Consider the following 25,963-nt stretch of genomic DNA (forward strand, 5'->3'; position numbering starts at 1 on the left):
AGAAAACCTGTCGAAATCCGTTCAAGATTTCTGGGTCAGGGATTGAAAATCACGTAATTCGGCAACCGGAATATGGCAGTGGATGAGATGCTCATTGCCAGCGTCGCGCGCGGGCGGCGTTTCGGTTTCGCAAATCTCACCGCGCTTGACCGGGCAGCGGCGTTGGAACGGACACCCGCGCGCGGGGGGCGACAGTTCCACCGTATCCTGTGCCAGAAGCCGGGGTGCAAGATCCGGGTCCGGTTCCAGCACTGCACCCAGCAACGCCTCGGTATAGGGGTGTGAAGGCGCGGTATAGACCGCTGCAACCGGACCGATTTCACATAACCGCCCCTGATAGAGCACTGCAACCCGGTCAGACAGGGCCCGTACCACGGTCAGGTCATGGCTGACAAAGACAAAAGCCGTGCCATGCAGGCCTTTGAGATCGTTCAGCAATTCCAGAACCGCCGCCTGCACCGAGACATCGAGCGCCGAGGTGATCTCGTCGCAGAGCACGACGTCTGGTTCGGCGGCAAAGGCGCGCGCTACGGCCACGCGCTGTTTTTCGCCCCCCGACAGCTGCCCCGGTCGGCGGTCAAGGTAATGTGCCCCAAGCCGTACCGTTTCGAGCAATTCGGCGGCGCGGTCGCGCAGGGCGCGATCCTTGAGCCCGAAATAAAGCCTGAGGGGCTGTGCCAGAATGTCCTGCACCGTCTGGCGCGGATTGAGGCTGTCGTCGGGGTTCTGGAAAATCATCTGAAGGCGCCGCAAATGATCGGGGCGGCGGTGTTCGACCATCGAGGGCAGTGCCGTGCCATCCCCAAGACTGATCTGACCCTTGGCAGGCGGCAAGAGACCGGCGATGGATTTGAGTATGGTGGATTTGCCGCTGCCGGATTCACCCACCAATCCCAAAGTCTCGCCGCGCCGAAGGTTCAGCGTGATCCCATCCACGGTCGCGGGCGGTAATGGCTGCCCTGTGAGCCGCGCGAAAACACCGGGACGGCCATAGCGGATTGCGACGCTGTCGAGCGATAGGGCAAGGGGACTGTCCCCCGTGCAACATGTCAGTGCCTGCCCTGCCTGCGCCGGGGGCATCGCCGCAACCTGATCGGGGTAATGGCACCGGGTCATTTGCCCCGCTTCACCTTCTACCAAGGGGGGGCGCACCGTCTGACAGGTTTCGGTTGCCAAGGCACAGCGCGGGGCAAAAGCACAGCCCACGCGGGCCGTTGCAGGCCCCGGCGGCCGTCCCTCCAACGCGCGCGGCAGGGTGCGGTCTCCGAGGCGGGGGATAGAAGCCAGAAGGCTGCGTGCATAGGGATGTGCGGGACGGCGCAGCAGGTCTCGGGTTGGTCCTGTCAGCACGGCTTCACCGGCATAGAGCACTTGCACCCGGTCGCAGACCCGCGCGATGACGCCCAGATCATGGCTGACATAGACCATCGCCATGTTGCGCGTGCGCGCCAGATCGCGCAACAGGTCAAGGATATGCGCCTGCGTAGTGACATCGAGGCCGGTGGTTGGCTCGTCCAGCAAAAGCGCGTCTGGCTCGCCAGCGAGGGCCATGGCGATCGCCACACGCTGTTGTTGCCCGCCAGAAAGCTCATGCGGATAGCGCCGCAGGATGGCGTCAGGATCGGGCAGGCGTACTTGGGCCAAAAGATCGCGGGCCCGTTTGGGATGTTCCGCCCTAGGCAGGTTGCAATGCAGGCGCAGAGCCTCGAAAATTTGCCGACCGATGCGCAATGTCGGGGTCAGCGATTGCCCCGAGTTTTGTGGAATGAGGCCCAATTGCCCCCCCCGGATTTTCGCGAGCTCCCGATCCGAACGCGCGAACATGTCCGCCCCGTCATAGATCACCTCGCCCGAGAGCTTTTGCAGACCGTGCTTGAGATAGCCCATCGCGGCCAGCGCCAGCGTACTCTTGCCAGAGCCGCTTTCGCCAACGATCCCAAGGGTTTCTCCGCGACACACGGTCAGGTCGACCTCGTGAAGCACAGGCAAGACCTGACCTGAACGCCCACGAAAGCCAATGCAAAGCCGCCGGATATCGAGGAGGGGAGGCTGGCTCATGTCACACCACTGCTGCCCGGCTTTGATCAAGGCCAAGCGTCTTGGCAAGCGCGTCCGCCGTTAGATTGATCCCGATGATCAGGCTGGACAGGGCCACAACCGGGGCGATCACCCCCCATGGTGCCAATGACATATATACACGCGCATCCGAGACCATCAGCCCCCAATCGGGACGGGGCGGAGCCACGCCAAAGCCCAGAAACGACAGCGCTGAAAAGCCCAAGAGCATCCAAGACCAGCGCATTGCGCCTTCGACCAACAGGACATCGGTCACATTGGGCAAGAGTTCGCGGCGCACGATGTCAATCGGGCGATGTCCGCGTGCGCGCGCGGCGGCGATGAAATCGCGGGCGACCACCTCATGGGCTGCGGCGCGGGCGACGCGGATCACTGGAATCCCAAAGAAAAATGCCAATGTCGGCAACAAGACCTCGCCGCCGCTGCCAAAGACGGTGATGAGCACCAAGAGAGGCAGGATGCCGGGCAGGGCGAGAAAGGCATCGACGAGGCGCAGGGTGATTTCGTCCTCCCATCCACCGCGCAGGCCGAGGTAGACGCCCAAGAGACCGCCCCAGAGAAGGGCGATGGGGGTGGCGATGCCGGTGACCAGCAGTGCTTCGCGCCCGCCCAAGAGCACTCGGCTGAATACGTCGCGGCCCAGATGATCGGTGCCGAACCAATGTTCGGATGAGGGACCGGCGAGCGTTTGGAGTGCGTTCATCTCTTTGTAATCAAAGGGAACAATCCAAGGGCTGATGATTGCCAGACAGAGATGAAAGACAACAATGCCAAGCCCGATGGCGCCGGATGGGCGGTGCGTCATGGCGCGCAGGATTTCCAAAAGCCGGATCACCCTTGCCTCATATGGTGGCTGCGCAGGCGCGGGTTGAGCGCGAGGCTGAGGATGTCGGCGATAAGGTTGATCGCCACATAGGTCGCGGCGACAATGAGGGTGATGGCCTGCACCACAGGCAGGTCACGACCCGAAATCGCATCAATCAGCAATCGACCAAGCCCCGGATAATTAAAGACAACTTCGACCACAACCACCCCGCCCAAAAGCCATGCCACAGTGAGCGCGATGATGTTGATCGCGGGCAAGAGGGCGTTGGGCAGCGCATGGCGAAAAACGATTTGCCAGTAGGGAACGCCTTTGAGTGTGGCCATTTGCACATAGTCGCTGGCCATCACGTCGATCACCGAAGAGCGCACCATGCGCATGATATGGGCCACCATGAGCATGGTCAAAACCACCGCTGCGAGGATGAATTCCGGAAAAAATTCAAGAGGTTGGGCATCGGCCGGCGTGAGGACGATAGCCGGAACCCAGCCAAGCCAGATCGCGAAGACTAGGATCAAAATCGTGGCGGCGACGAATTCGGGGATCGTCATCGCGAGGATCGCACCAGTTGAAAAGAGGATGTCGAGCCATGTGTCGCGCCGCAGTCCAGCCACAGCACCAAGAAAAATTGACAAGGGAATTCCAACACTTAGCGCTCCAGCGGCGAGCATCAGGGAATTGCGAAGGCGGTAGCCTACCAGGTCGCTAATGCGTTCTTGTCCATTGGCGGAAACCCCAAATTCGCCCTGTACCGCAGAGGCCGCCCACGAGAGATAGCGGCTGAGCGCAGGCGCGTTTAAGCCCATGACTTCACGACATTTTTCCAAGGCCTCGCCATGGGCATCGCGTTCGAGAACGGCGGTGCAGGCATCCCCGGGCAGGGCCTCGACCCCAAGGAAAATGAGCACAGAGACCAGCCAAATGGTAACCAGCCCAAGCGCCAACCGCTTAAAAATCAGAGAAAACATCTATTCTGTCCCCAATGCGGCAAAGGTCCCCAACCCCCGCCTGCTGGCAGACTAGACCAGTCGTGACGCAGCCGTCGAGAAATTCTTGAGGGGAAACCTTACAGAGCTTACAAATCGGGGCGAGTTTTGTAAGGTCCGGCGATATTCTAGACACCAAGATAGGTATCGGTGATCTCTGGGGTGAGCGCGCGAAAGGTTCCGGTCCAGACGGAGCGCCCCTTTTCAAGGATCACGGCGCTATCGGCGACGCGGGCGAGTTCGCGGATGGATTTGTCGATCACCAAAAGCGCCATGCCGGTTTCGGATTTGAGGCGGGCGAGCGCTGCCCAGATTTCCTGACGCACAACGGGGGCCAATCCTTCGGTCGCCTCGTCGAGGATCAAAAGACGGGGGTTGGTCATCAGCGCGCGTCCGATTGCCAGCATCTGTTGTTCGCCGCCCGAGAGGGACGCGGCGATCTGATCCTGCCGTTCAGCTAAACGCGGAAAGAGCCGGGTGACGGCGGCCATGTCCCAAGGGCCGGGGCGGGCGGCTGCGATCAGGTTCTCGCGCACCGTAAGGCTGGCGAAGCAGCGCCGCCCCTCGGGGACAAGGCCGATGCCCGCGCGGGCGGCGCGGTGCGCGGGCATGCCGCTGAGGTCTCGCCCGGCAAAGGTGGCGGTGCCGCCACTCTGGCGCAGGAGGCGGCAGATCACCTTGACCGTGGTGGATTTGCCCATGCCGTTGCGGCCCATAAGGGCCACCACCTCGCCTTCGCTGACTGAGAGGTTAACATCAAAGAGCGCCTGACTTGCGCCGTATGAGGCGGTGATCTGGCTGAGGGAGAGGAGTGTCATGCCGTAGCCTCGTCCATGTCGTCACCCAAATAGGCGCTGCGCACCTCGGGGTCGCGCCGGATCTCGTCGACGGTGCCGGTGGCGATGATCTGGCCATAGACCAGCACGCTGATCCGGTCTGCGAGAGCAAAGACCGCGTCCATATCATGCTCGACCAGCAGGATCGGGGCCTCGGCGCGCAGGCCATCCAGAAGCGTGGTCAGGGCGCGGGTGCCATCGGCACCAAGACCGGCCATGGGTTCATCCATGAGAAAGGCGCGGGGGCGGAGCGTAAGGGCAATGGCCACCTCCAACTGGCGGCGTTGGCCGTGCGACAGCTCGGCGCAGCGGGTGTTGCGGGCGTCTGACAAGCCCACGGTATCCAGGGCCGCTTCGGCGCGGGTGCGCAGATCGGCATCGCGCAACACGGGGCGCAGGAAGCGCACGACATCGCCACGTTGGCCAAGCGCGCCCAGAATGGCGTTTTGCAGCACGGTATATTCCATCGGCAGGGCCGAAATCTGAAACGTGCGGGCCATGCCAAGCCGCGCGCGCGCTGCTGTATCGAGGGCGGTCACATCCTGCCCGGCAAAGAGAATGCGGCCTGCGTCGGGGCGCAGCGCGCCTGCGATTTGGGCAATCAAGGTGGATTTGCCCGCACCGTTGGGGCCGATCAGGGCGTGTATTTCGCCCGGTTTGAGATCGAGTGTGATGTCGCGGCTGGCGGTGAGCGCGCCAAAGCTTTTGCTGAGGCCAGATATAGCGAGAATGGGATCAGTCATGCGGCTGCCCCCGTCCGGCAAGTAGCCCAAAGAGCCCGCCGCGTGCGAAAAGCACGGTGCCAAGCAGGATCGCGCCCAAGTAGATGTGCCAATAGTCGCTGAGCCCGCCCAAGCTGTGTTCGAGCAGGATAAAAAGTGCCGCCCCTGCGACCGGGCCAAAGACGCGGCCCACCCCGCCCAAGATCACAAACACCATGATCTCGCCCGAGGTCTGCCAGGAGAACATCACCGGGCTGACGAAGCGATTGAGATCGGCAAAAAGCGCGCCTGCAAGCCCGGTGATCGCGCCTGAGAGCGTGAAGGCGATGAGATAGAGGCGGTAGGGGCGTTGGCCGATGGCGGCGACGCGCGCCTCGTTCTGCCGCGCGGCCCCCAGCATGAGGCCGAAAGGAGAGCGGGCAAGGCGGGCGGTGAAGAAAAGGATCAACGCCAGCAGGCCATAGCAGAGCGCAAAGAACTGGATCGGGTCCATGGTGTTGAGGCCCGGAAAGCCGTTGCGGACATAGATCGAGAGACCGTCTTCACCGCCATAGGCGGGCCAGGAGATCGCGAAATAATAGAACATCTGCGAAAAAGCGAGGGTGATCATGATGAAATAGACGCCCGTGGTGCGCAACGAAAGCGCGCCGACGGCGAGGGCGGCGAGGGCCGAGGTGAGTGTGGCGATGATCCAGATCACCGGCATGGATTTGGTGCCGGGAATCGTCAGGGGCCAGTCGGTGACGCTGGTGTAGGTCTGGGCGTGATAGGCCAGAATGCCCATGGCATAGCCGCCAAGCCCGAAAAAGAGCGCGTGGCCAAAGCTCACCAGGCCACCAAAGCCGAGCGCGATGTTGAGGCCGACACCGGCGATGGCGAGGATCACGGCGCGGGTGGTGAGGGTGATGAGAAACGGCTCGTCCGTGGCCCAAGCGTAGAGGGGGAAGAGCAGAAGTATGGCCATGAGGGCGGCGTTGAGCAGGGTTTCACGGCTCATGTCGCGGCCCCGAAAAGGCCACGGGGCCGAAAGATCAGCACGCCCGCCATGAGGATGTAGATCGCCATAGAGGCCAGCGATGCGCCGACCGAATTGGCCGCTGCTGGCTCCAGGAAGGTGGCGAAAGCTGAAGGCAGGAGGGCGCGGCCCAAGGTATCGGTGAGGCCGACCAAAAGCGCGCCGATAAAGGCCCCCTTGATCGAGCCGATGCCGCCGATCACGATGACCACGAAAGCAAGGATCAGCACCGGCTCGCCCATACCCACCTGCACCGATTGAATGGCGCCGATGAGTGCGCCGGCAAGGCCCGCAAGCGCTGCACCGAGGGCAAAGACCAGCGTATAGAGCGCCGAGATATTGACGCCCAAGGCCGCGATCATCTCGCGGTCATTTTCGCCTGCGCGGATGCGGATGCCGAGGCGGGTTTTCGAGATCATGGCAAAGAGGGCGGCGGCGATCACCAGCCCTGCGCCGATCATCGCAAGGCGGTAGCGTGAATAGTCGATGCCAAACGGCAGGCGCAGCGTGCCCGACAGCCAGTCGGGCGTATCGAGATAGAGCGGAAAAGAGCCAAAGACCCAGCGGGTGCCTTCGGACAGGATGAGGATTAGCGCAAAGGTGGCCAAGACCTGATCAAGGTGGTCGCGGTCGTAGAGGCGGCGGATGACGAGCAGCTCAATGAGCACGCCCGCCACCGCGGCGGCGGCGAGGCTGGCGGCGAGGGCCAAGAGGAACGAGCCGGTCAGCCCCGCCACCCAAGCGGCGGCAAAGGCCCCGATCATATAGAGCGAGCCATGGGCGAGATTGATCAGCCCCATCACGCCGAAAATGAGCGTAAGCCCGGCGGCCATGAGGAACAACATCACCCCGAATTGCAGCCCGTTGAGGGCCTGTTCGATGAGCAGGACGGCGGACATTGCCTGTGTCAGCCTTTGGGTTTGAGGCCGATACGACGGCCGATGCCATCGGGGCGGGGCAGGGCGGCATGCGCCTTTGCCATGGCGGCCACGCGGGCGGCGACATCCTCGGGCATGGGCACGACGCGCGGGCCGTTCAGGTCTACATGCAGCGTCAGCCCCTCGCCGGTGGCGGCGATCCAGCCGTCGCTGTGATAGAGTTGCTGAAAGAAGTGAAAGCGTTTGCCGTCGTGGTCGAGCAGATAAAAGCTGCTGCGCAGCTGATCGCCCAATTTCACCTCGCGCAGGTAGCGGATGTGGAATTCAGCGCTGAAGGTGGTGAGGTTGCGGGTGGCGCGGTAGTCGGGGCCAAAGCCCATCTCTTCGAACGCCTCATCGGCGCAGCGGTCAAAGAGCACAGTGTAATAGCCCATGTTCATATGGCCGTTATAGTCGATCCAGCCCTCTTCGACCGGGTGGAACGCGGAGAGGAAGGGCAGGGCGTCTGGCATCGGGCCTCCGGGCGGTTGGTTTGCCAGTCTTTTAGGGGATTTGCGGCGGGAATGGCAATGGCAAGGGGGCACTGGCGATTTCGTGATTTGGAATTCAGGGCGGCGTGCTTAGCTATGGCGCAGGATGGCTTAGCACGGGATGGGTAGGATGATCACACGGCGCAGGATTTTGGCGGGGGCGGTTCTGGTTGGGGCCGGTGCGCTGGGCTATTTTGTCTGGGGACGGGCCGGGTTAGAGGAACTGGCCGCGGTGCCGGTATTTGCCACAGAGGGCGTGGCGCTGGGCGGCACTGATCCGGTGGGGTATTTCACCGAAGGCCGCCCGGTGGCGGGATTGCCTGCGCATAGTTTCGACTGGAACGGGGCGACATGGCATTTCGCCAGTGCCGAGAACCGCGATGCCTTTGCCGCTGACCCCGCCCGCTACGCGCCGCAATATGGCGGGTTCTGCGCCTGGGCGGTGGCGGAGAAGGGCCAGCTCTTTTCCACCCAGCCAGAGAATTGGGCGATTGTGGAGGGCAAGCTCTACCTCAATTACAACGATGACATTGCCGCGAAATGGCAAGCGGATGTGCCGGGGTTCATCGCGCGGGGGGATGCACGGTGGCCGGAGGTGTTGAAGGGGGAGGGGTGAAGGGGGGTTAGTGGAGCCTTGGGTTTTATCCGTGTGTGACGGGTTCCGGCCCGGAGTGGACACGGCTTTTGATGCGAATTTGCGACAGTCGACCTTCGCTGCGCAGATCGCGAACTCACGCAATGCGGGCGTTTTCAGACCTTCATGATCTAGGTTCGTTTGTTGCTTCTTTAGCAAGTTTCTGGATCCCCAAACTCGACCGAACATTGCCATTAGCAAGCCTAATCACAGCTTCTCTTACTATTTCGGCATCAATTTCGTTAGCCATCTTTGAGTCTGCGACCCCTTCAAATTCGTAGGGTTCACAAAGAAATACGCTTCGCCGACCAATGTCGTCTATGTATTGAATAAATCCTGACATTTGCAAAACCGAAGCTGCCCTTTCCAGATCACCATTACACATGTTGTCGAAGGTTCTGATGGGGCCTCTAACGGCATGAATTTCTTCCCTGTAATGCATCTCAAAAATGCATCGCGCTAGCTCAAGAAGCATGCCTCGTTTTGAATAATCAGATTTAGGCAGCCAAGGGGGGAAATCCATAATGAATTTTTTTATCGTGTTTGAGTTCTAAAACAAGCGACACAATGGGCTCTCACCCGGAATTTGCAGCCCTCAGCTTGAAGGTTTGGTGTCAGGAAACTGCCCAAATTTTGCAAACTCCGCTTCCTGCGCATTGGTGGCCTTGGTGCGTAGTTCAGCATTGCTATCGTGATCCGATGCGCCGTGGCAGCCTCGCGCTTGGCACTCGTATCGTCGATGAGCGGACACAAAGTGCTGTCGCGCGGGGCCTGTCCGCCGGGTGGGCGCTTCAACCTCATCGGCTGGCAGTTTATGCCTGCCAAATCTGTCCGCAGTATCAGTTTGGCGTGAGGTCGCAAAAGCGCCCGCCCGAGGGGGCGGACGGGCGCTGCGCGGCGGTGCCTGCGGCACCTTGATTCCGCGCATTGGGATTTGGGGCGTGTGGCCGCTATCGTAACTGCGGTCTTGGGATTAAGACTCCGGGGTTCCCCCTCACGCCCAAGGTCCTCTTTGGGCGCGCTCTCCTGCCATCTCGCGCAGGGCGCGGATGCGGTTGGCGGGGTTGGGGTGGGTGGAGAAGAGTTTGTCATGGGCATGGGCGTGCAGCGGGTTGATGATGAACATATGCGCTGTGGCCGGGTTGCGCTCGGCGGCGTCATTGTCGATGCGGGCGGCGAGGCCTGAGATTTTCTCGAGCGCCGATGCGAGCCAGAGTGGGTTGCCGCAGATTTCGGCCCCGATGCGGTCGGCCTCGTATTCGCGGCTACGGCTGATCGCCATCTGCACAAGGCCCGCCGCAAGGGGGGCGAGGATCATCAGCGCCAGCGTGCCAATGAGGCCCATGCCGTTGTTGCGGTTGCCGCCGAAGAACATCGCGAAATTGGCCAACATCGAAATGGCCCCGGCAAAGGTGGCCGTCACGGTCATGATCGTAGTGTCGTGGTTGCGGATATGGGCCAGCTCATGCGCCATGACGGCGGCGATTTCCTCGCGGCTGAGATGGCGCAAGAGGCCGGTGGTGGCGGCGACAGCGGCATTGGCCGGGTTGCGCCCGGTGGCAAAGGCGTTGGGCTGATCGTTGTCGAGGATATAGACCGCCGGGCGCGGCATGCCGGCGGCATCGGCCATGTCATGCACCATTTGGGTGAGCGCCGCGCCTTCGGGGCCAGAGGCGGGGCGGGCATTGTGCATGCGCAGCACCATCCGGTCTGAATTCCACCAGCTGAAGGCGTTCATGGCGAGGGCCACGATCAGCGCAAAGAGCGCGCCGCCCATGCCGCCCAAAAGCGCGCCGATGCCCAGAAAGAGCGCGGTCATCGCCGCCATCAAAATGCCTGTGCCCAGATAGCCCATCGGGTTCCCCCTTTTGTTTCTGCGCCAAATATGGCGGTTGGCACGGCGCTTGCAAGCCTCTCGCGGGAGGCTGGGTTCGTTAAAATCCAAGGTAATCGGGGCATGAGGGTGCTCTGGCATTAAACGGTCCTTGGGGTTTACGCGGCAGGCTTTCCGTTGAGTCCGACGGAGATATGAGATGGCCACAGCCGCAGAACTGCCGATTGATACCTCTGCCAGTGCGATGGACATGGCCGAAGCCGTGTTCGGTCACGGCATCACGATTGTCTCGGCCAGCTATACAGGGGCCGCCAGCGCCTCGGGGATTTACAGCAATGGCGACGCGGTTTCGCCGGAACTGACACCGTCGGATACGGGCGTGATCCTATCCACGGGCACGGCCACGTCGGTGACCAACGAGGTCAGCCTGCTTAATTTGCTGGGGGATCCGAACCTTTTGCTGGACAGCTCGACCGATCATGGCTTGGCGGGGGATGCCGATCTATCGACGATCTCGGGGCAGGAGACCTTTGACGCGGCGATTTTCGAGGCGGAGTTCATCCCCGAAGGCAGCACGCTGACCATGCAGATCGTGTTCTCGTCCGAGGAATATCTTGAATGGGTCAACACCGGATTCAACGACTCGGTCGGGGTCTGGGTCAACGGGGTGCAGGCCGAGTTGACGGTGGGCACAGGCGACATCACCATCAACAACATCAACAATATAAGTAACTCTAACCTCTACATGGACAATTCCTCGTCCGCAGATACCTACAACACCGAGATGGACGGGTTCACGGTAACGCTGACCCTCAAGGCACCGGTGGTGCCGGGCGAGGTGAACACGATCAAGATCGGTATTGCCGATGGTGGCGATGGGGCGCTGGACAGCAACCTGTTGATTGCCGGGAACTCGATCCAGACATCGCTTATTGCGGGCGACGATATCATCGACGTGACGCGGTTTTCGCAAGTTGAAACGGATCTTTTGGCGAATGATTCGAATGCGGCGGGCGGCACGCTGACGATCACCGAGGTCAATGGTCAGCCGGTGGTTGCCGGCGATACGGTCATCCTCAGCACCGGGGAGACGCTTCAGATCACGGCGACGGGCTTTGTTCTTGTGTCGTCGGGAGAGGAGGTGGGCGCGTCGAACATGCTGTCCTATACAGTGGCAGACACGTTCGGCAACACCGATGTCGGGTTCATTACGATCAATACGGTGGCCCCCTGTTTTACCGAAGGCACGCAGATTGACACGCCCGAGGGCGCAGTCGCGATCGAGACATTAAAGCCGGGCGATCTGGTGCTGACGTTGGATCACGGCCCCCAAGCTGTGCGCTGGATCGGGCGAAGCCTGCGACGGGCAGAGGGCGCGGATGCGCCGGTGGCGCTTGCGGCCAATGCGCTGGGGCGGCATGATGCGTTGGAGTTGTCGCCCAATCACCGCATCCTGTTGGCGTCGCCACATGCGGAATTGCTGTTTGGCACGCATCAGGTTTTGGTCAAGGCGGCGGCGCTGATCAATGAGTGTTCTATCACGCGGCGGGTTGATGGCGCGCCGGTGGTGTATGTGCATCTGCTGTTTGACCAGCACGAAATCGTGCGGGGAAACGGGCTCTGGAGTGAGAGCTATCATCCCGGGCCGGTGACGCATGGCAGTTTCGATGCCGCGACCGAGGCCGAATTGCGGCGTCTTTTTCCGGTGATATTTGCCGAGGGTGGGGCAGGCTATGGACCAAGCGCGCGCTCTGGGTTGCGGGCGCATGAGGCGCAGGTGTTGGTTGACGCAATGCGTTGAGGCGCGCGCGAAAAGGGCTTTCACGTCGCGGCGCAGCAGCTAGGGTAGCGGCATGATTATTTCGCCCGGACGCAAGTTTATCTTTGTGCATATCCCCAAGACTGGCGGCACCGCGATGGCGTTGGCGCTGGAGGGGCGGGCGCAGGCCGAGGACATCCTGATCGGTGACACGCCCAAGGCCCGGCGCAGGCGGGCGCGGTTGAAGGGGGTTGAGGCGCGCGGGCGGCTTTGGAAACATTCGACCTTGGCCGATATCGACGGGCTGGTAAGCCAAGAGACGCTGAGCGCGGCCTTTGTCTTTACGTTGGTGCGCAACCCTTGGGACCGGATGGTAAGCTATTATCACTGGCTGCGGGGCCAAGAGTTTGATCACTCGGCGGTGCATCTGGCCAAGGACCTGCCGTTTCCTGCGTTTCTGGCCGCGCCAGAGACACAGGCCGCGCTGCGCGCGACCCCGGCGCGGCATTATGTGACGGCGGCGGATGGGCGCGAATATTGCCGTCTTTTCATCCGGCTAGAGCATTTGGAGACCGATGCCGCCCCGCTCTGGGCGCATCTGGGATTCGCGGTGACGGTGGCACCGTTCAATACGTCGGAGCGGGGGCCGTATAAGGACTATTACGATAGCCGCACAGCGCAGATCGTAGCGGATTGTGCCGCCGAAGACATCGCGCGATTCGGGTATCAGTTCTGACCGTCCTTGATCGTTTGTTAAGATTGCATGGGGTGTTTGTGCCAATCGCACGGCTTTGGCGGTGTTGTCCACTTGGCCGCAACGGTGCCTTATTCCTGCCGGAATCCGAGCAAAAACGGGTCATGTTAACCATGACTTAGTCAGCTTATCGGAGTGTTGGCCTGTTGACGAAACAGGATGGGTTGTATCGGGAAAGGGATCGACGCGGGTATGCTGGGTTGGTTTGGCATCAGTGAACGCGGGGCGGCGCGGACGCAGGTCGAAGAGCCTGCGGGCGTGCAAAGCGGGCTTTTGAGCGGGACGCGGGTGGCCACGGGCCATGGCTGGCGTCCGGTTCAGGCGCTCTGTGCGGGTGACCGGGTTGTGACCTTTGATGCGGGCGTGCAACCGCTCTGTGGCGTTACGCGGATTCCGGTCTGGACGGGTGAAGGCGCTTGCCCTTCGCGGTTTTGGCCGCTGGATGTGGGGCGCGGGGTGCTGGGAAACCGCGCGCCGGTGCGGGTTATGCCACATCAGGTGCTGATGCTTGAAAGCGATCTTGCTGAAACGCTCTGGGGGGATCCCTTTGCACTCTTGCCCGGTGTGGCGCTTGAGGCGGTGCCGGGGGTCACGCGGGTGCCGCCCGCTCAGGGCGCAGAGGTGGTCGTGCTGCATTTTGAGAACGAACAGGTGATCTTTGCCGAAAACGGGTTGATGGCGCTTTGCCCGGCGTCGTGCAACCTGCTGGATTACGCGCAAGAGCGTGCAGGGCCACGGTATCACGTGCTGCCGCTGGCCGAGGCGCGGGGTTTGGTTCTGGCAATGGCGCGGCTGGAGACGTCTACGACCCTGCAGGATGGGGTGACGCCGCCCGGCCCTAGGGTTTCTGTCTGACCGGCAGGCCGATACGCTGAATTTGATCAAATTGTGTTTCGGGGCTGGTGTTTCCAGACGGCGCGCAGCAATGTCAGACGTATTGACCTGTCTGCTCGGAGGATGCCATGTCAGAGGACCCCATTCGCATTGCCATCAACGGGTTTGGCCGGATCGGTCGCACAATCCTGCGGATCTTGATGCGCGAGGGGGCTGCGTTTGAACTGGTGTGCATCAACGATATCGAGCCGCTAGAGACCTGTGCCTATCTGTTTCAATATGACAGCGTCTTTGGCCCCTGGCCCGGTGTCGTAACCACCCGTCCCGGTGTGCTGATCGTGGATGGGCAGGAAATCCCGTTTCATGCGGCACGTGATCTGAGCACGCTCGATTTGAGTGGGGTTGATCTGGTGCTGGAGTGTACCGGCATGGGCGGCACGCGCGCCGTGGCCGAGCGGGGGCTGGTAGCCGGGGCGCGGGCCGTGCTGGTTTCGGGCCCATCGGCAGAGGTGGATGCGACGCTTGTGATCGGGGCCAATGAGGGCGATCTTGGGTCGCATCGGATCATCTCCAACGCTTCGTGCACCACGAATGCCCTGGCACCTTTGGCGCGGCTCTTGGATGAGGCCTATGGCATTGTCAGCGGGCAAATGACGACGGTGCATTGTTATACCGGCAGCCAGCCTACGGTGGACAAGCCCCGCGATGCGCCCGAGCGCAGCCGTGCCGCCGCCCTGTCGATGGTGCCCACGACGACAAGCGCCCAGCATCAGACCGGGCTGGTTCTGCCGGGGCTAAAGGGGCGGATCGAGGCTCGGGCGATCCGGGTGCCGGTCGCGAGCGTGTCCTGTATTGATCTGGTGGTGCAATTGCAGGCCGATGTGACGGTCGCGGGGGTCAACACGCTTTTGCAAGAGGCGGCGGAGCGTCATATATGGCTGGGCTGGACCGAGGCACCGCTGGTGTCGTCGGATCTGCGCGCGCGTCCCGAGAGCCTGATCGTAGCAGGGCCGCAAACCTCTGTATCGGTGGGCGGATTGCTGCGCGTCTTTGGCTGGTATGACAACGAATGGGGATTTTCCTGCCGTATGCTGGATATGGCGAGGTTGATCGGGCGGCGGGGATAGGCCGCCGCCCGGATTTTATTTGCGCAAGCTTACATTGGCAAAGCCCATCGCACGCAGGCGATCAGCCCCGGCGTCGAGCTGCGATTGTGTGGCAAAAGGACCAGCCAGCACGAGGGTCAGGGCGCGTCCGTCGCGTGTCACAGTGCCACGCCGTGCTGGAAGCCCTGCGGACGCGATGCGCTGTGCGGCGGCCTGAGCCTGCGCCGCATCGGCAAAGAGACCGGCCTGAGCGTAGCGATGGCTGGGCGCAGTCTGGGCGGTCGTCGCAGGCGCTGAGCGGGTCGAGACTGTGGTGCGCGGGGCTGCTTGCGCAGACTCGGTGCGCAGTTGCGCCAGTTGCCGGGTCGTCATCGGGGCGGGCACGTGCCGCCCTTGGGTTGCGACGGTGACACCGGCGGCGCGCTGCGCCTCGAAGCTGGTGTAGGGCGGTTGCAGGCCGGGGAATTGGTGAATCACATCAGCACCCGTGCGCCGGTCGATAAGGCGCTGCGGCACGGTGTTGGTCCACATCACCAACATCTGTTCGCGCCCTTCAAAGGTTTGGTGCGCGCGGTAGGGGTTGAGGCGGTCATCCTCCCACACCGGCTGCATGCCGGGGGGAACCGAGATACCGGTGAGGCTGGTCTTTTGGCTGGCATAGACACGCGCCGGGGCGACGCGGGTATAGGCGGGCACGGTTTCAGGGGTGGCCGGGGTGCCGGGGCGTGGGGCAAGTGTGCGGCCCGTGTTGCTGCCGCTGGCATAAGTCACATGCGGTGATCTTTGCGGGCCGCAGCGCACCGGCGAGCCATTATGCTGCACAGTATAGGCCGCCGAGACCGCAGTTAGGTTCGCGCAAGCGCTTTGTGCCGGGTCAGGCTGGGTCAGGCGCACGGCCTTGCCAGAGGTTTTGGCAATTGGTGTGGTTTTGGGCGCGGTTGCCGGTGCCGCGGCGCGGGCTGTCACTGGGCGAAGGGCCAAGGGGCGCGGATCAGCCTCGGGCCGAAGTGCACTGAGCGGCGCTTGGGCAGAGGCGGTGCGGCGTTGAGGTTGGACCGCAGCGACGGGGGCCGGTTGCCGGACGACGCGCGGTGCGGGGGTGGGTGCCGTGGCGACGCGAGGTGCGGGGGCCGGTGCCGTGGCCGTGCGCGGCGCTGGCGCTGGTGCGGTGGCGACGCGTGGCGCTGGGGCTGGTGCCGTGGCGACGCGTGGCGCTGGGGCGGCTGGCTGCGTGCGTGGGGCGGCCTGGGCCACGGGTTGCGCCGGGGCAGGGGCGGCGGCCTGAACGCTGGGCGCAAGACTGGGCTGGAAGCCACAGAGATGGTCGCGGCCACGTGTCATGCGTGGCACCCAAGTTACATTTCCCGCAACGCCCGCGCGCACGAACACACAGCCGGCACTGTCGACATATTGCCGACCCTGAAAGCTGGAGGGTGGAAACTCCGCCGGCTCCGAAGAGCCGCGAAGAGACTGCGCGGAAAGGTCGACCGTGCCAAGCAGCAGCACTGTCGAGGCCAGAATGGCAAGTGATGAAAATCTCATTACGCCCCCAACATCAATACGCCCCCAACATCAATTGGGTGCAGGTTGCCTTATTTTTGCCGTTTAGTAAACAGTGATTGGCTTATTTAGTGCCGAACATGCGGTCACCCGCATCCCCTAGTCCCGGAAGGATATAACCCTTGTCATTCAAGCGCTTGTCGAGCGCGGCTGTGACGACGGGCACATCAGGATGCGCCTCTTGCATGCGCGCGACGCCTTCGGGGGCGGCGAGCAGACAGAGAAAACGGATGTCACGGGCCCCTGCATCCTTGAGCATAGAGACAGCCGCCGCAGAGGAATTGCCGGTGGCCAGCATCGGATCGACCACAATCGAGAGGCGCTCGCCAAGTTGTTCAGGCACCTTGAAGTAGTATTTCACGGGTTGCAGCGTTGCCTCGTCCCGGTAGAGCCCGACAAAACCCACGCGCGCCGAGGGGATCAGTTCCAACATGCCGTCGAGCAGGCCGTTGCCCGCGCGCAGAATCGAGATGAGCGCCAATTTGCGCCCGGCCAAGACTGGCGCGTCCATTTCCATAAGCGGCGTGTCGATGGCGCGGGTGGTCATTGGCAATTCGCGCGTGACCTCATAGGCGAGCAACTGGCTGATTTCGCGCAGGAGCTGGCGGAAGACGGCTGTGGAGGTTTCCTTTTGCCGCATCAGGGTCAGTTTGTGCTGAACGAGCGGGTGATCGACGATGGTGAGATTCGGAAACATGACGGGCCTCTTGCGCTGCGGTGTAATCCGTCATTCCAGAAAACGCCGCCAAGGGCAACGCTGCGATGCAGGCATGCAATCGGCATTGCGCGGCGCGGCGCGGCGGTGCAAGCTCGGGCTTGAAAAATCGCGGGGGCATGGTATGAGCATGCCGTAGCGGTAGTTTAATATTAAACTATATTGCCCGCAGGGAGATGAGGACCATGACCGACAGCCAAAAGGAAGCCACCCGTCAGGCGGCGCTCGATTATCACGCGCAGCCCCGGCCCGGGAAGCTGGAGATCCGCGCGACCAAGCCCATGGCCAATGGACGCGATCTGTCGCGCGCCTATAGCCCTGGCGTGGCAGAGGCCTGTCTGGAGATCAAGGCCGATCCGGCCAATGCCTCGAAATACACCACGCGGGGCAATCTGGTGGCGGTCGTTACCAATGGCTCGGCGGTTCTGGGCCTTGGCAATATCGGCGCGCTGGCCTCTAAGCCCGTGATGGAGGGCAAGGCGGTCCTTTTCAAGAAGTTCGCCAATATCGACTGTTTCGACATCGAAGTGAACGAGAGCGACCCGGAAAAGCTGGCGGCGATTGTCTGTGCGTTGGAGCCGACCTTTGGGGCGATCAACCTTGAAGATATCAAGGCACCGGATTGTTTCATCGTTGAACGAATTTGCCGTGAGCGGATGAATATTCCGGTATTCCATGACGATCAGCATGGCACGGCAATCGTGGTGGGCGCGGCGGCCACCAATGCGCTGCACGTTGCGGGCAAGACTTTTGAGGAAATCAAAGTGGTCTCGACCGGTGGTGGGGCGGCGGGCATTGCCTGTCTCAACATGCTGGTCAAGCTGGGCGTGAAGCGCGAGAATATCTGGCTGTGCGATATTCACGGGCTGGTGCATGTGGGCCGTGAGGCAGACATGAACCCGGAAAAGGCGGCCTTTGCGCAGGCGACGGATTTGCGCAGCCTTGACGATGTGATCGCGGGCGCGGACCTGTTCCTTGGGCTATCGGGCGCGAATATCATGACGCCGGAGATGGTAAAGAAGATGGGCAAGCGGCCTATTGTCTTTGCTCTGGCCAACCCAAACCCCGAAATCATGCCAGATTTGGCGCGTGAGGCGGTGCCGGATGCGATTATTGCGACCGGGCGCTCGGATTTCCCAAATCAGGTCAATAACGTGCTGTGTTTCCCGTTCATTTTCCGGGGCGCGCTGGACGTGGGCGCAACCGAGATCAATGATGCGATGCAGGTGGCGTGTGTTCAAGGCATTGCAGAATTGGCACGCGCCTCGACCAGTGCGGAGGCGGCGGCGGCCTATCATGGCGAGCAGATGACATTCGGCGCGGATTACCTGATCCCCAAGCCGTTTGATCCTCGCCTGTCCGGGGTTGTGTCGACCGCTGTGGCGCGGGCGGCGATGGAGAGCGGCGTGGCGACGCGGCCGATGGCGGATCTGGAGGCCTATAAGGCGGGTCTGGATGCCAGCAAGTTCAAATCGGCGCTGCTGATGCGGCCGGTGTTTCAGGCGGCCTCTACCGCTTCGCGGCGCATCGTCTTTGCCGAGGGTGAGGATGAGCGGGTTTTGCGCGCGGCGCAGGCCATTCTGGAGGAAACGACAGAGCAGCCGATCCTGATCGGACGTCCCGAAGTGATCGCGCGGCGGTGTGAGCGGGCCGGGCTGTCGATCCGGCCAGAGCGGGATTTCAATATCGTGAACCCGCAGGATGACCCGCGCTATCGCGACTATTGGGAGACCTATCACGGGGTCATGGCGCGCAAAGGGGTCACGCCTGATCTGGCGCGGGCAATTATGCGCACCAATACCACCGCGATTGGCGCGGTGATGGTCTATCGCAATGAGGCCGATAGCCTGATCTGCGGCACCTTTGGCGAGTTCCGCTGGCATATGAAATATGTGACCAATGTTCTGGAAGACGTCAGCCGCCGTCCGCATGGCGCATTGAGCATGATGATCCTCGAAGACGGGCCGCTCTTTATTGCAGACACCCATGTGCGCGTGACGCCGAATGCGGCGCAATTGGCTGAGACCGCGATTGGCGCGGCGCGGCATGTGCGGCGGTTCGGCATTGCGCCCAAGGTGGCGTTTTGTTCGCAGTCGCAATTCGGCAACCAGCCGGATGAAGGTGCGGAAAGGTTGCGGCAGGCGATTGCGCTCTTGGATCAGGCGCCGCGGGATTTCACCTATGAGGGTGAGATGACGATTGATGCCGCCCTTGACCCCGAATTGCGCGAGCGGCTGTTGCCAGGCAACCGGATGCAGGGCGCGGCGAATGTGCTGGTCTTTGCCTATGCTGATGCGGCGTCGGGGGTGCGTAATATCCTCAAGATGAAAGCGGGCGGTCTTGAAGTGGGGCCGATCCTCATGGGGATGGGCAACCGGGCTCATATCGTCACGCCGTCGATCACCGCGCGGGGGCTGCTCAACATGGCGGCGATCGCAGGAACGCCGGTGGCGCATTACGGGTAGAATCAGGGTTTGCAGGCGAATTCTTTGCAGGTTTGCAAAGTCGCTGGCAATTTCCGGTGAGATGAACAAAAAAAGCCGCTTTGCAAAAATTTGCAGGGCGGCTTTGATCATTTCTGCAAAATTTCTGCGGCCATCTGTCCCGTGCCCCTGCATGATGCTTGCCCCAAGGCAGGGTGATCCGTAACACATATTCAACGGACCGGAGGAGGATACCATGGGATACACTGAGGTTTACGAGCGGTCGCTTGCAGATCCCGAAGGCTTTTGGATGGAGGCGGCAGAGGCGATTGATTGGGTGAAGAAGCCCAGCAAGGCGCTGTTTGAGGCCAACGCGCCGCTCTATGAATGGTACAAGGATGCAGAGGTCAACACCTGCTGGAATGCGGTTGACCGGCATGTGGCGGCGGGGCGGGGCGCGCAGACCGCGATCATCCATGACAGCCCTGTGACAGGCATCAAGCAAAAGATCAACTATTCGCAATTGCGCAGCCGCGTGGCGCGGCTGGCGGGGGCGTTGCGGGCCCGAGGCGTGGAAAAAGGCGACCGCGTCATCATCTACATGCCGATGGTGCCCGAGGCATTGGAGGCGATGCTGGCCTGCGCGCGGCTGGGTGCCGTGCATTCGGTGGTGTTTGGCGGGTTTGCCGCGCATGAATTGGCGGTGCGGATCGACGATTGCCAGCCCAAGGCGATTATCGCCGCCTCTTGCGGGATCGAGCCGGGGCGGGTGGTGCATTACAAGCCGCTTTTGGATGGTGCGATTGAGCAATCCAGTCACAAGCCCGAGTTTTGCGTGATCTTTCAGCGCGAAGAAGAGGTCGCCAAGCTGATCGAGGGGCGCGATTACGATTGGCATGCGTTTCAATATGGGGTGGAGCCTGCAGACTGTGTGCCAGTGTCGGGCGATCATCCGGCCTATATCCTTTATACATCGGGAACCACCGGCGCACCCAAGGGCGTGATCCGTGCCACGGCAGGGCATTTGGTGGCGCTCAACTGGTCGATGAAGAACATTTATAACGTGAACCCCGGCGAGGCGTTCTGGGCCGCGTCCGATGTGGGCTGGGTCGTGGGGCACAGCTATATCTGCTATGGGCCTCTGATCCATGGCAACACAACGATTGTGTTCGAGGGCAAGCCGGTGGGCACACCCGATGCGGGCACGTTCTGGCGGGTGATGTCCGAACACAAAGTGCGCAGTTTCTTTACCGCGCCCACGGCGCTGCGGGCGATCAAGCGGGATGATCCCAAAGGCGAGCTGATCAAGAATTACGACATGTCGCATCTGCGCGCGCTTTACCTGGCAGGAGAGCGGGCCGATCCGGATACGATCGAATGGGCGCAGCGGGTGATGCAGGTGCCGGTCTATGACCATTGGTGGCAGACCGAAACCGGCTGGGCGATTGCGGGCAATCCGGCCGGCTGTGAGGCGCTGCCGGTCAAGATCGGGTCGCCGACGGTGGCGATGCCGGGCTATGACGTGCGGATTCTCGACGAGGGCGGGCATGAGGTGGCGCCGGGCACCTTGGGCGCGATTGCGGTCAAACTGCCGCTGCCGCCGGGCACCCTGCCAACGCTGTGGAATGCTGAAGAGCGCTTTCGCAAATCCTATCTCAACACCTTTCCCGGCTATTACGAGACCGGCGATGCCGGGATGAAGGACGAGGACGGCTATCTGTGGATCATGGCGCGCACGGATGATGTGATCAACGTGGCGGGCCACCGTCTGAGCACTGGCGCGATGGAAGAGGTGCTGGCCAGCCATCCCGATGTGGCCGAATGTGCAGTGATCGGCGCGGCAGATGAGTTGAAGGGGCAAACGCCAGTCGGCTTTCTGTGTCTGACCAAGGGCGTTAACCGCGCGCATGAGGAGATCGTGAAAGAATGTGTCAAGCTGGTGCGTGACCAGATTGGCCCGGTCGCCGCGTTCAAGCTGGCAGTGGTGGTGGACCGGCTTCCCAAGACACGTTCGGGCAAGATCCTGCGGGCGATCATGGTCAAGATCGCGGACAGTCAGTCGTATAAAATGCCTGCAACCATCGACGATCCCGCCATTCTGGACGAGATCAAGAGCGCCCTGCAAAGCCTTGGTTTGGCGAAATAATCAAAAAAAGAGGGTTCCGGAGGAAGCCGGAACCCTCGTCCCCCAGAAGGGACATCTGGAAGAAATGCTGTCTGGCGCGACGCACTCACAAACGTCAGGCCAGACAGCGAGACCGGCCGATAAGTTCCCGTCATGAAGTCCGGGTGGCACTTGACCGGTGTATCCCGCACAAAAGGGTAAGGGTTTGCGATAAGAAAAGGGCTTGGGACACCCCTACACGCGAGATACCCTTACTGTATGGCAGCTTGTGCGCGAAGGTTCTGTGAGGCATCTCACAGGAATGGTTAAAAAAGGAGTCTGGCAGATGTCAATTCGGGCCACGCCGCAATGCGACGCACCGGGGCTGGTCGGCATTCTGGAGCGGCATGGCCGTGCGGTTGACTATCCCAAGGGCCAGATGATCTATGCAGCGGGTGCCCATGACAGCACAATGATGCTGATCCTCAAGGGGCGGGTCGAAATCAGCCGCAGTTCGGTTGATGGGCGGCGGTCTATTCTGACGCATCTGGGGCCGGGGGACATGCTGGGCGAGTTGGCGGCGCTGGATGGGGGCGCGCGCAGTGCTGACGCGGTGGCGGCCACCGCAGTGCGGGGCCGTATTCTGGAGGGGGCGCTGGTGTTGCAACGCCTGCGCGAGGAACCCGACGCGGCGCTCGACGTGATCGGCATGCTGTGCCAGCGTCTGCGCCAGACCTCGGGGATGTATACTGCGCATGTGTTGGCGGATGGTCAGGCGCGTCTGGCGCGGCTATTGCTGCATCTGTCGGAAAAATGGGGCGAGACCTTGCCGGGGGGCAAGTTGCGGTTGGCAGAGCGGTTTTCGCAATCGGATCTGGGTGATCTGGTCGGGCTGAGCCGCGAGAGTGTGAACCGGCAAATTCGCGATTGGGAGCAGGCCGGTTTGATCGAACGACAGGGCATGGGCATCGTGCTCTGTGATCCGGCGGCATTGGCGCGCACGGCGGAGCGGGCGGAATGAGGCATATTCTGGCCCTGCTGATCGGACTGTTGGCAGCGCCCGCTGTGGCGCAGGAGGGCGGCATGCTGGAGTATATCCCACCCCCGGCTGAGAACTGGCGCTATGTCAGCGATCAGGTGATGGGGGGCGTGTCCGAGGGGCAGGCTCAGATCTCGGGCCCAGAGGGGGCACGGTATCTGCACCTGAGCGGCACGGTGAGCACGGCCAATCGGGGCGGTTTCATTCAAATACGCGGCGATTTGGTGACGCCTCTGCCCGAAGGTGCGCAGGGCGTTGTGGTGCGCGTCAAGGGCAATGGCGAGGGCTATTTCATCCATCTGCGCACGCGCGGCACGATGCTACCCTGGCAATATTATCAGGCCCCGATCCCAAGCGGAGCGGAGTGGCAAGAGCTGCGCGTGCCCTTTACCGCCTTTCGCGCCTCGGGGGCGATGCTGCGGGATGTGCCGCGTGCGGGCGATATCAAGAGCCTGGCAGCGGTGGCCTATGGGCGGGATCATCAGGCCGATCTATCGTTTCAGTGGCTTGGGGTGTATTAATGCATTTTGTAAATAAAGTGGCTTATTTCAGGGGATAGTTCTGTTTTTATGTTCGATTAGGTAAACTGCTCACGCAGCAACCGCTCTTCCAGGCCATGGCCCGGATCGAACAGGATGCGATGCTTGATGCGGTTTTCCGAGCGGATTTCGACCCAGAGCACGTTTTCTACCCAGCGGCTGTCGGCGTCGGCCATGACCGGGCGTTTCTCGGGATCGACCACATCGAACCGCACCACGGCGGTCTTGGGCAAGAGCGCGCCGCGCCAGCGGCGGGGGCGGAATGCCGCCACCGCCGTCAGCGCCAGCACATCAGAGCCAATAGGCAGGATCGGGCCATGGGCGCTGTAGTTATACGCGGTCGAGCCTGCCGGAGTGGCGACAAGTGCGCCGTCGCACACGAGTTCCTCGAGGCGCAGGCGCCCGTCGATGGTGATGCGCAACTTGGCTGCTTGCGGACCGGCGCGCAGGAGCGAGACTTCGTTGATTGCCAATGCCTCGTGCAGGGTGCCGTCGAGGGATTCGGCGCGCATGGCCAGCGGGTTGATCACCTCTTCCGCGGCGGCGACGAGGCGCTCGATCAGGTCTGTTTCGCTGTATTCGTTCATCAAAAAGCCAACGGTGCCGCGATTCATGCCGTAAACGGGAATATCGAGCGCCTGCGTGCGATGGAGCGTGTGCAGCATGAAGCCATCACCGCCAAGCGCCACGATCACATCGGCCTCATCCTCGGGCGCATGGCCAAAGCGGCTGGCAAGGGTGGCGCGCGCGGTCTGGGCGATGGGCGCATCGCTGGCGACGAAGGCGATCTTGCGGGGCATGGGGTGTCCTGTTTCCAAAAGGCGATGGCATGCGGCGGATCGAACCATAATTCCCCCGCCAAGACCAGCCATGCCGGTGATACAGGTGAAATCGTCGCTTTACATTCTTTCAAACCGGACGAGTTTCCTTTAGGAAAATGACCAATTCACCCCTTTCCGGAGTTGCCCCTATGCCCCATGACGGACACCAGCCTGTTGCAGATCAAGGCTTTTTCACCGAATCTCTGGCCTCACGCGATCCCGACCTCTTTGGCGCGATCCGCTCTGAACTGGGGCGGCAGCGCGACGAGATCGAGCTGATCGCGTCTGAAAACATCGTCTCTGCCGCCGTGATGGAAGCGCAGGGCAGCGTGATGACCAACAAATATGCCGAAGGCTATCCCGGCAAGCGCTATTATGGCGGCTGCCAATATGTTGATATCGCGGAAAATCTGGCGATCGAGCGGGCTTGCGCATTGTTTGGCTGTAGCTTTGCCAACGTTCAGCCCAATTCCGGCTCGCAGGCCAATCAGGGCGTGTTCACGGCGCTGTTGCAGCCGGGCGATACGATCCTTGGCATGAGCCTTGATGCGGGCGGTCACCTGACCCATGGGGCAGCGCCGAACCAATCGGGCAAATGGTTCAACGCCATTCAATACGGCGTGCGGCGCGAGGACAATCTGATTGACTACGATCAGGTGCAAGCGCTGGCGACCGAGCATCAGCCCAAGCTGATCATCGCGGGCGGATCGGCCATTCCGCGCCAGATCAATTTTGCCCGGATGCGCGAGATTGCCGATAGCGTTGGGGCCTATCTGCTTGTTGATATGGCGCATTTTGCCGGTCTGGTGGCCGCCAAAGAGCATCCGAGCCCGTTCCCCCATGCGCATGTGGCCACCACCACGACGCATAAGACATTGCGCGGTCCGCGCGGTGGCATGATCCTGACCAATGACGAGACGCTGGCCAAGAAATTCAACTCGGCGATTTTCCCCGGTATTCAGGGTGGTCCGCTGATGCATGTGATTGCGGCCAAGGCTGTGGCCTTTGGCGAGGCGCTGCGCCCGGAGTTCAAGAGCTATATCCAGCAGGTGATCCGCAATGCGCAGGCGCTGTCGGATCAGCTGATCAAGGGCGGGTTGGACACGGTGACGCATGGCACGGATACGCATGTGTTGCTGGTCGACCTGCGCCCCAAAGGCGTGAAAGGCAATGACACCGAAAAGGCGTTGGGCCGCGCACATATCACCTGCAACAAGAATGGTGTGCCGTTCGATCCCGAGAAACCGACCGTAACCAGTGGCATTCGCTTAGGCTCGCCTGCAGGGACGACGCGCGGTTTTGGTGAGGCGGAATTCCGGCAGATCGCGGATTGGATTATTGAGGTGGTTGATGGGCTGGCGGCCAATGGGGCCGATGGCAATGGCGCGGTCGAAGCCAAGGTAAAAGCCGAGGTCGAGGCGCTGTGCAAGCGGTTCCCGCTCTATCCGAACCTCTGATTTCTGCGCATATACAGGCCCCGCGTGAGCCAAGGCTTGCGCGGGGTTTCCATTTTATTTCAGGATATTGGTGGGCGCTTTTAAAGCGGGGACTGCCAGCGGATCAGCGCATAGATCAAACCTGCGAGAAGCATCAGGTTAAGTACGATACCCCCGACGAGGCGCAGAACGGCGGTCTTGCGCGCCTCTTGCGGGTCGAGCGTATCCAGATAGGCGTGCAGATCCGAAAAGGCGCGATCAACTTGGCCCATGTCGAGCACGCGGGCGAGTTTGGCATGGGCCATCCAATCCTGTGCGCCCAGAACAATGGCCCCGGCGCGGCGCTGACGGCGGGGCAAGCGCCGCCCGGCACGGCGCAATTGCCGTTCAAGCGTGGGACCGCGCAGGCGCATCCGGTCTGTTATGGCCTGTTGTAGCCGCGTAGTCTTGGTATTAAATTCTTCTGTATCAATCACTTGGAAATCCCTCTTGAGGTAGTTTACCGGTTGCTGGGCTACGCGGCAATAGGGCTGGAAACG

At 61.7% G+C, this 25,963-nt stretch carries 24 protein-coding genes; 10 read left to right on the forward strand and 14 right to left on the reverse strand.

The window, feature by feature from the left end; all coding sequences use genetic code 11:
* Nucleotides 1–21: 21 nt before the first annotated feature.
* From GC127_RS17305 to GC127_RS17340, 8 genes are all read right to left on the reverse strand, one after another.
* Complete coding sequence (locus GC127_RS17305; RefSeq protein WP_151979113.1) at nucleotides 22–2,058, reverse strand: ABC transporter ATP-binding protein; 2,037 nt, start codon at nucleotides 2,056–2,058, stop codon at nucleotides 22–24.
* A gap of 1 nt (nucleotide 2,059) precedes the next feature.
* Nucleotides 2,060–2,911, reverse strand: a complete 852-nt coding sequence (locus GC127_RS17310) for an ABC transporter permease (protein WP_081508338.1) — start codon at nucleotides 2,909–2,911, stop codon at nucleotides 2,060–2,062.
* A complete protein-coding gene (locus tag GC127_RS17315; RefSeq protein WP_008282029.1) occupies nucleotides 2,908–3,867 on the reverse strand; it encodes an ABC transporter permease in 960 nt (319 codons plus the stop codon). Before GC127_RS17315 ends, GC127_RS17310 begins: the two co-directional genes overlap by 4 nt.
* A 146-nt stretch (nucleotides 3,868–4,013) precedes the next feature.
* Entirely contained in the window at nucleotides 4,014–4,703 is a 690-nt protein-coding gene (locus tag GC127_RS17320; protein WP_151979114.1) for an ABC transporter ATP-binding protein, read from the reverse strand.
* Nucleotides 4,700–5,464: an ABC transporter ATP-binding protein gene (locus GC127_RS17325; protein ID WP_008282031.1), complete on the reverse strand. Its 765-nt coding sequence runs from the start codon at nucleotides 5,462–5,464 to the stop codon at nucleotides 4,700–4,702. Before GC127_RS17325 ends, GC127_RS17320 begins: the two co-directional genes overlap by 4 nt.
* Nucleotides 5,457–6,440 (reverse strand): branched-chain amino acid ABC transporter permease, encoded by a 984-nt coding sequence (locus GC127_RS17330; protein ID WP_008282032.1) that lies wholly within the window; start codon nucleotides 6,438–6,440, stop codon nucleotides 5,457–5,459. Before GC127_RS17330 ends, GC127_RS17325 begins: the two co-directional genes overlap by 8 nt.
* Nucleotides 6,437–7,357, reverse strand: coding sequence for a branched-chain amino acid ABC transporter permease (locus GC127_RS17335; RefSeq protein ID WP_081508342.1), 921 nt, complete (start codon nucleotides 7,355–7,357; stop codon nucleotides 6,437–6,439). The genes GC127_RS17330 and GC127_RS17335 overlap by 4 nt, the downstream gene beginning before the upstream one ends.
* Before the next feature lie 8 nt (nucleotides 7,358–7,365).
* Entirely contained in the window at nucleotides 7,366–7,848 is a 483-nt protein-coding gene (locus GC127_RS17340; protein WP_008282034.1) for a thioesterase family protein, read from the reverse strand.
* 148 nt (nucleotides 7,849–7,996) lie between these two features.
* Here GC127_RS17340 and GC127_RS17345 point away from each other — a divergent pair, with 148 nt between their 5' ends.
* Nucleotides 7,997–8,482: a YHS domain-containing (seleno)protein gene (locus tag GC127_RS17345; RefSeq protein ID WP_081508344.1), complete on the forward strand. Its 486-nt coding sequence runs from the start codon at nucleotides 7,997–7,999 to the stop codon at nucleotides 8,480–8,482.
* Between the two features lie 142 nt (nucleotides 8,483–8,624).
* On the opposite strand, the gene GC127_RS17350 is transcribed toward GC127_RS17345, so the two are convergent.
* Both GC127_RS17350 and htpX read right to left on the reverse strand, forming a co-directional pair.
* Nucleotides 8,625–9,023 (reverse strand): hypothetical protein, encoded by a 399-nt coding sequence (locus tag GC127_RS17350; RefSeq protein WP_151979115.1) that lies wholly within the window; start codon nucleotides 9,021–9,023, stop codon nucleotides 8,625–8,627.
* 471 nt (nucleotides 9,024–9,494) lie between these two features.
* Nucleotides 9,495–10,355 (reverse strand): zinc metalloprotease HtpX, encoded by an 861-nt coding sequence (htpX, locus tag GC127_RS17355; RefSeq protein ID WP_151979116.1) that lies wholly within the window; start codon nucleotides 10,353–10,355, stop codon nucleotides 9,495–9,497.
* Between the two features lie 178 nt (nucleotides 10,356–10,533).
* Between htpX and GC127_RS17360 the strand changes: the two genes are divergently transcribed.
* The 4 genes from GC127_RS17360 to GC127_RS17375 all read left to right on the forward strand — a co-directional run bounded on the left by GC127_RS17360 (nucleotide 10,534) and on the right by GC127_RS17375 (nucleotide 14,808).
* A complete protein-coding gene (locus GC127_RS17360; RefSeq protein WP_151979117.1) occupies nucleotides 10,534–12,135 on the forward strand; it encodes a choice-of-anchor L domain-containing protein in 1,602 nt (533 codons plus the stop codon).
* Between the two features lie 52 nt (nucleotides 12,136–12,187).
* Nucleotides 12,188–12,829 (forward strand): sulfotransferase family 2 domain-containing protein, encoded by a 642-nt coding sequence (locus GC127_RS17365; RefSeq protein WP_151979118.1) that lies wholly within the window; start codon nucleotides 12,188–12,190, stop codon nucleotides 12,827–12,829.
* 210 nt (nucleotides 12,830–13,039) lie between these two features.
* Nucleotides 13,040–13,702, forward strand: coding sequence for a Hint domain-containing protein (locus GC127_RS17370; RefSeq protein WP_254700155.1), 663 nt, complete (start codon nucleotides 13,040–13,042; stop codon nucleotides 13,700–13,702).
* A gap of 107 nt (nucleotides 13,703–13,809) precedes the next feature.
* Nucleotides 13,810–14,808, forward strand: a complete 999-nt coding sequence (locus tag GC127_RS17375; RefSeq protein ID WP_151979120.1) for a type I glyceraldehyde-3-phosphate dehydrogenase — start codon at nucleotides 13,810–13,812, stop codon at nucleotides 14,806–14,808.
* A 15-nt stretch (nucleotides 14,809–14,823) separates the two neighbouring features.
* On the opposite strand, the gene GC127_RS17380 is transcribed toward GC127_RS17375, so the two are convergent.
* Nucleotides 14,824–16,329 carry an SPOR domain-containing protein gene (locus tag GC127_RS17380; RefSeq protein WP_151979121.1) on the reverse strand — a complete coding sequence of 502 codons (1,506 nt, stop codon included), beginning with the start codon at nucleotides 16,327–16,329 and terminating at the stop codon, nucleotides 14,824–14,826.
* 82 nt (nucleotides 16,330–16,411) lie between these two features.
* Nucleotides 16,412–17,044: a uracil phosphoribosyltransferase gene (gene upp / locus GC127_RS17385; protein WP_008282044.1), complete on the reverse strand. Its 633-nt coding sequence runs from the start codon at nucleotides 17,042–17,044 to the stop codon at nucleotides 16,412–16,414.
* Nucleotides 17,045–17,247: 203 nt separating this feature from the next.
* On the opposite strand from upp, the gene GC127_RS17390 reads away from it, so the two are divergent.
* The 4 genes from GC127_RS17390 to GC127_RS17405 all read left to right on the forward strand — a co-directional run bounded on the left by GC127_RS17390 (nucleotide 17,248) and on the right by GC127_RS17405 (nucleotide 23,149).
* Entirely contained in the window at nucleotides 17,248–19,527 is a 2,280-nt protein-coding gene (locus GC127_RS17390; RefSeq protein ID WP_151979122.1) for an NADP-dependent malic enzyme, read from the forward strand.
* A gap of 214 nt (nucleotides 19,528–19,741) precedes the next feature.
* Nucleotides 19,742–21,631: a propionate-CoA ligase PrpE gene (prpE, locus tag GC127_RS17395; protein ID WP_151979123.1), complete on the forward strand. Its 1,890-nt coding sequence runs from the start codon at nucleotides 19,742–19,744 to the stop codon at nucleotides 21,629–21,631.
* A 304-nt stretch (nucleotides 21,632–21,935) separates the two neighbouring features.
* The gene (locus GC127_RS17400; RefSeq protein ID WP_081508353.1) at nucleotides 21,936–22,610 is read left to right on the forward strand and encodes a Crp/Fnr family transcriptional regulator; all 675 of its coding nucleotides are present in this window, start codon (nucleotides 21,936–21,938) and stop codon (nucleotides 22,608–22,610) included.
* The gene (locus tag GC127_RS17405; protein WP_151979124.1) at nucleotides 22,607–23,149 is read left to right on the forward strand and encodes a CIA30 family protein; all 543 of its coding nucleotides are present in this window, start codon (nucleotides 22,607–22,609) and stop codon (nucleotides 23,147–23,149) included. Before GC127_RS17400 ends, GC127_RS17405 begins: the two co-directional genes overlap by 4 nt.
* A gap of 56 nt (nucleotides 23,150–23,205) precedes the next feature.
* Here the strand turns inward: GC127_RS17405 and GC127_RS17410 are convergent, their stop codons facing one another.
* Nucleotides 23,206–23,967 (reverse strand): NAD kinase, encoded by a 762-nt coding sequence (locus GC127_RS17410; RefSeq protein ID WP_008282050.1) that lies wholly within the window; start codon nucleotides 23,965–23,967, stop codon nucleotides 23,206–23,208.
* A gap of 170 nt (nucleotides 23,968–24,137) precedes the next feature.
* On the opposite strand from GC127_RS17410, the gene glyA reads away from it, so the two are divergent.
* Nucleotides 24,138–25,445 carry a serine hydroxymethyltransferase gene (gene glyA / locus GC127_RS17415; protein ID WP_008282051.1) on the forward strand — a complete coding sequence of 436 codons (1,308 nt, stop codon included), beginning with the start codon at nucleotides 24,138–24,140 and terminating at the stop codon, nucleotides 25,443–25,445.
* An 80-nt stretch (nucleotides 25,446–25,525) separates the two neighbouring features.
* Here the strand turns inward: glyA and GC127_RS17420 are convergent, their stop codons facing one another.
* Nucleotides 25,526–25,900: a hypothetical protein gene (locus GC127_RS17420; RefSeq protein WP_151979125.1), complete on the reverse strand. Its 375-nt coding sequence runs from the start codon at nucleotides 25,898–25,900 to the stop codon at nucleotides 25,526–25,528.
* Between the last annotated feature and the right edge of the window lie 63 nt (nucleotides 25,901–25,963).

Origin of the sequence: Roseovarius sp. EC-HK134, assembly GCF_902498815.1 — a bacterium.
Taxonomy (GTDB): domain Bacteria; phylum Pseudomonadota; class Alphaproteobacteria; order Rhodobacterales; family Rhodobacteraceae; genus Roseovarius; species Roseovarius mucosus_A.

Bases quoted from the DNA above. Each gene is read 5' to 3' on its own strand.
- GC127_RS17305 (WP_151979113.1), bottom strand. From the start codon at position 2,058: ATGAGCCAGCCTCCCCTCCTCGATATCCGGCGGCTTTGCATTGGCTTT.
- GC127_RS17315 (WP_008282029.1), bottom strand. From the start codon at position 3,867: ATGTTTTCTCTGATTTTTAAGCGGTTGGCGCTTGGGCTGGTTACCATT.
- GC127_RS17320 (WP_151979114.1), bottom strand. From the start codon at position 4,703: ATGACACTCCTCTCCCTCAGCCAGATCACCGCCTCATACGGCGCAAGT.
- GC127_RS17325 (WP_008282031.1), bottom strand. From the start codon at position 5,464: ATGACTGATCCCATTCTCGCTATATCTGGCCTCAGCAAAAGCTTTGGC.
- GC127_RS17330 (WP_008282032.1), bottom strand. From the start codon at position 6,440: ATGAGCCGTGAAACCCTGCTCAACGCCGCCCTCATGGCCATACTTCTG.
- GC127_RS17335 (WP_081508342.1), bottom strand. From the start codon at position 7,357: ATGTCCGCCGTCCTGCTCATCGAACAGGCCCTCAACGGGCTGCAATTC.
- GC127_RS17340 (WP_008282034.1), bottom strand. From the start codon at position 7,848: ATGCCAGACGCCCTGCCCTTCCTCTCCGCGTTCCACCCGGTCGAAGAG.
- GC127_RS17345 (WP_081508344.1), top strand. From the start codon at position 7,997: ATGATCACACGGCGCAGGATTTTGGCGGGGGCGGTTCTGGTTGGGGCC.
- GC127_RS17350 (WP_151979115.1), bottom strand. From the start codon at position 9,023: ATGGATTTCCCCCCTTGGCTGCCTAAATCTGATTATTCAAAACGAGGC.
- htpX (WP_151979116.1), bottom strand. From the start codon at position 10,355: ATGGGCTATCTGGGCACAGGCATTTTGATGGCGGCGATGACCGCGCTC.
- GC127_RS17360 (WP_151979117.1), top strand. From the start codon at position 10,534: ATGGCCACAGCCGCAGAACTGCCGATTGATACCTCTGCCAGTGCGATG.
- GC127_RS17365 (WP_151979118.1), top strand. From the start codon at position 12,188: ATGATTATTTCGCCCGGACGCAAGTTTATCTTTGTGCATATCCCCAAG.
- GC127_RS17370 (WP_254700155.1), top strand. From the start codon at position 13,040: ATGCTGGGTTGGTTTGGCATCAGTGAACGCGGGGCGGCGCGGACGCAG.
- GC127_RS17375 (WP_151979120.1), top strand. From the start codon at position 13,810: ATGTCAGAGGACCCCATTCGCATTGCCATCAACGGGTTTGGCCGGATC.
- GC127_RS17380 (WP_151979121.1), bottom strand. From the start codon at position 16,329: ATGAGATTTTCATCACTTGCCATTCTGGCCTCGACAGTGCTGCTGCTT.
- upp (WP_008282044.1), bottom strand. From the start codon at position 17,044: ATGTTTCCGAATCTCACCATCGTCGATCACCCGCTCGTTCAGCACAAA.
- GC127_RS17390 (WP_151979122.1), top strand. From the start codon at position 17,248: ATGACCGACAGCCAAAAGGAAGCCACCCGTCAGGCGGCGCTCGATTAT.
- prpE (WP_151979123.1), top strand. From the start codon at position 19,742: ATGGGATACACTGAGGTTTACGAGCGGTCGCTTGCAGATCCCGAAGGC.
- GC127_RS17400 (WP_081508353.1), top strand. From the start codon at position 21,936: ATGTCAATTCGGGCCACGCCGCAATGCGACGCACCGGGGCTGGTCGGC.
- GC127_RS17405 (WP_151979124.1), top strand. From the start codon at position 22,607: ATGAGGCATATTCTGGCCCTGCTGATCGGACTGTTGGCAGCGCCCGCT.
- GC127_RS17410 (WP_008282050.1), bottom strand. From the start codon at position 23,967: ATGCCCCGCAAGATCGCCTTCGTCGCCAGCGATGCGCCCATCGCCCAG.
- glyA (WP_008282051.1), top strand. From the start codon at position 24,138: ATGCCCCATGACGGACACCAGCCTGTTGCAGATCAAGGCTTTTTCACC.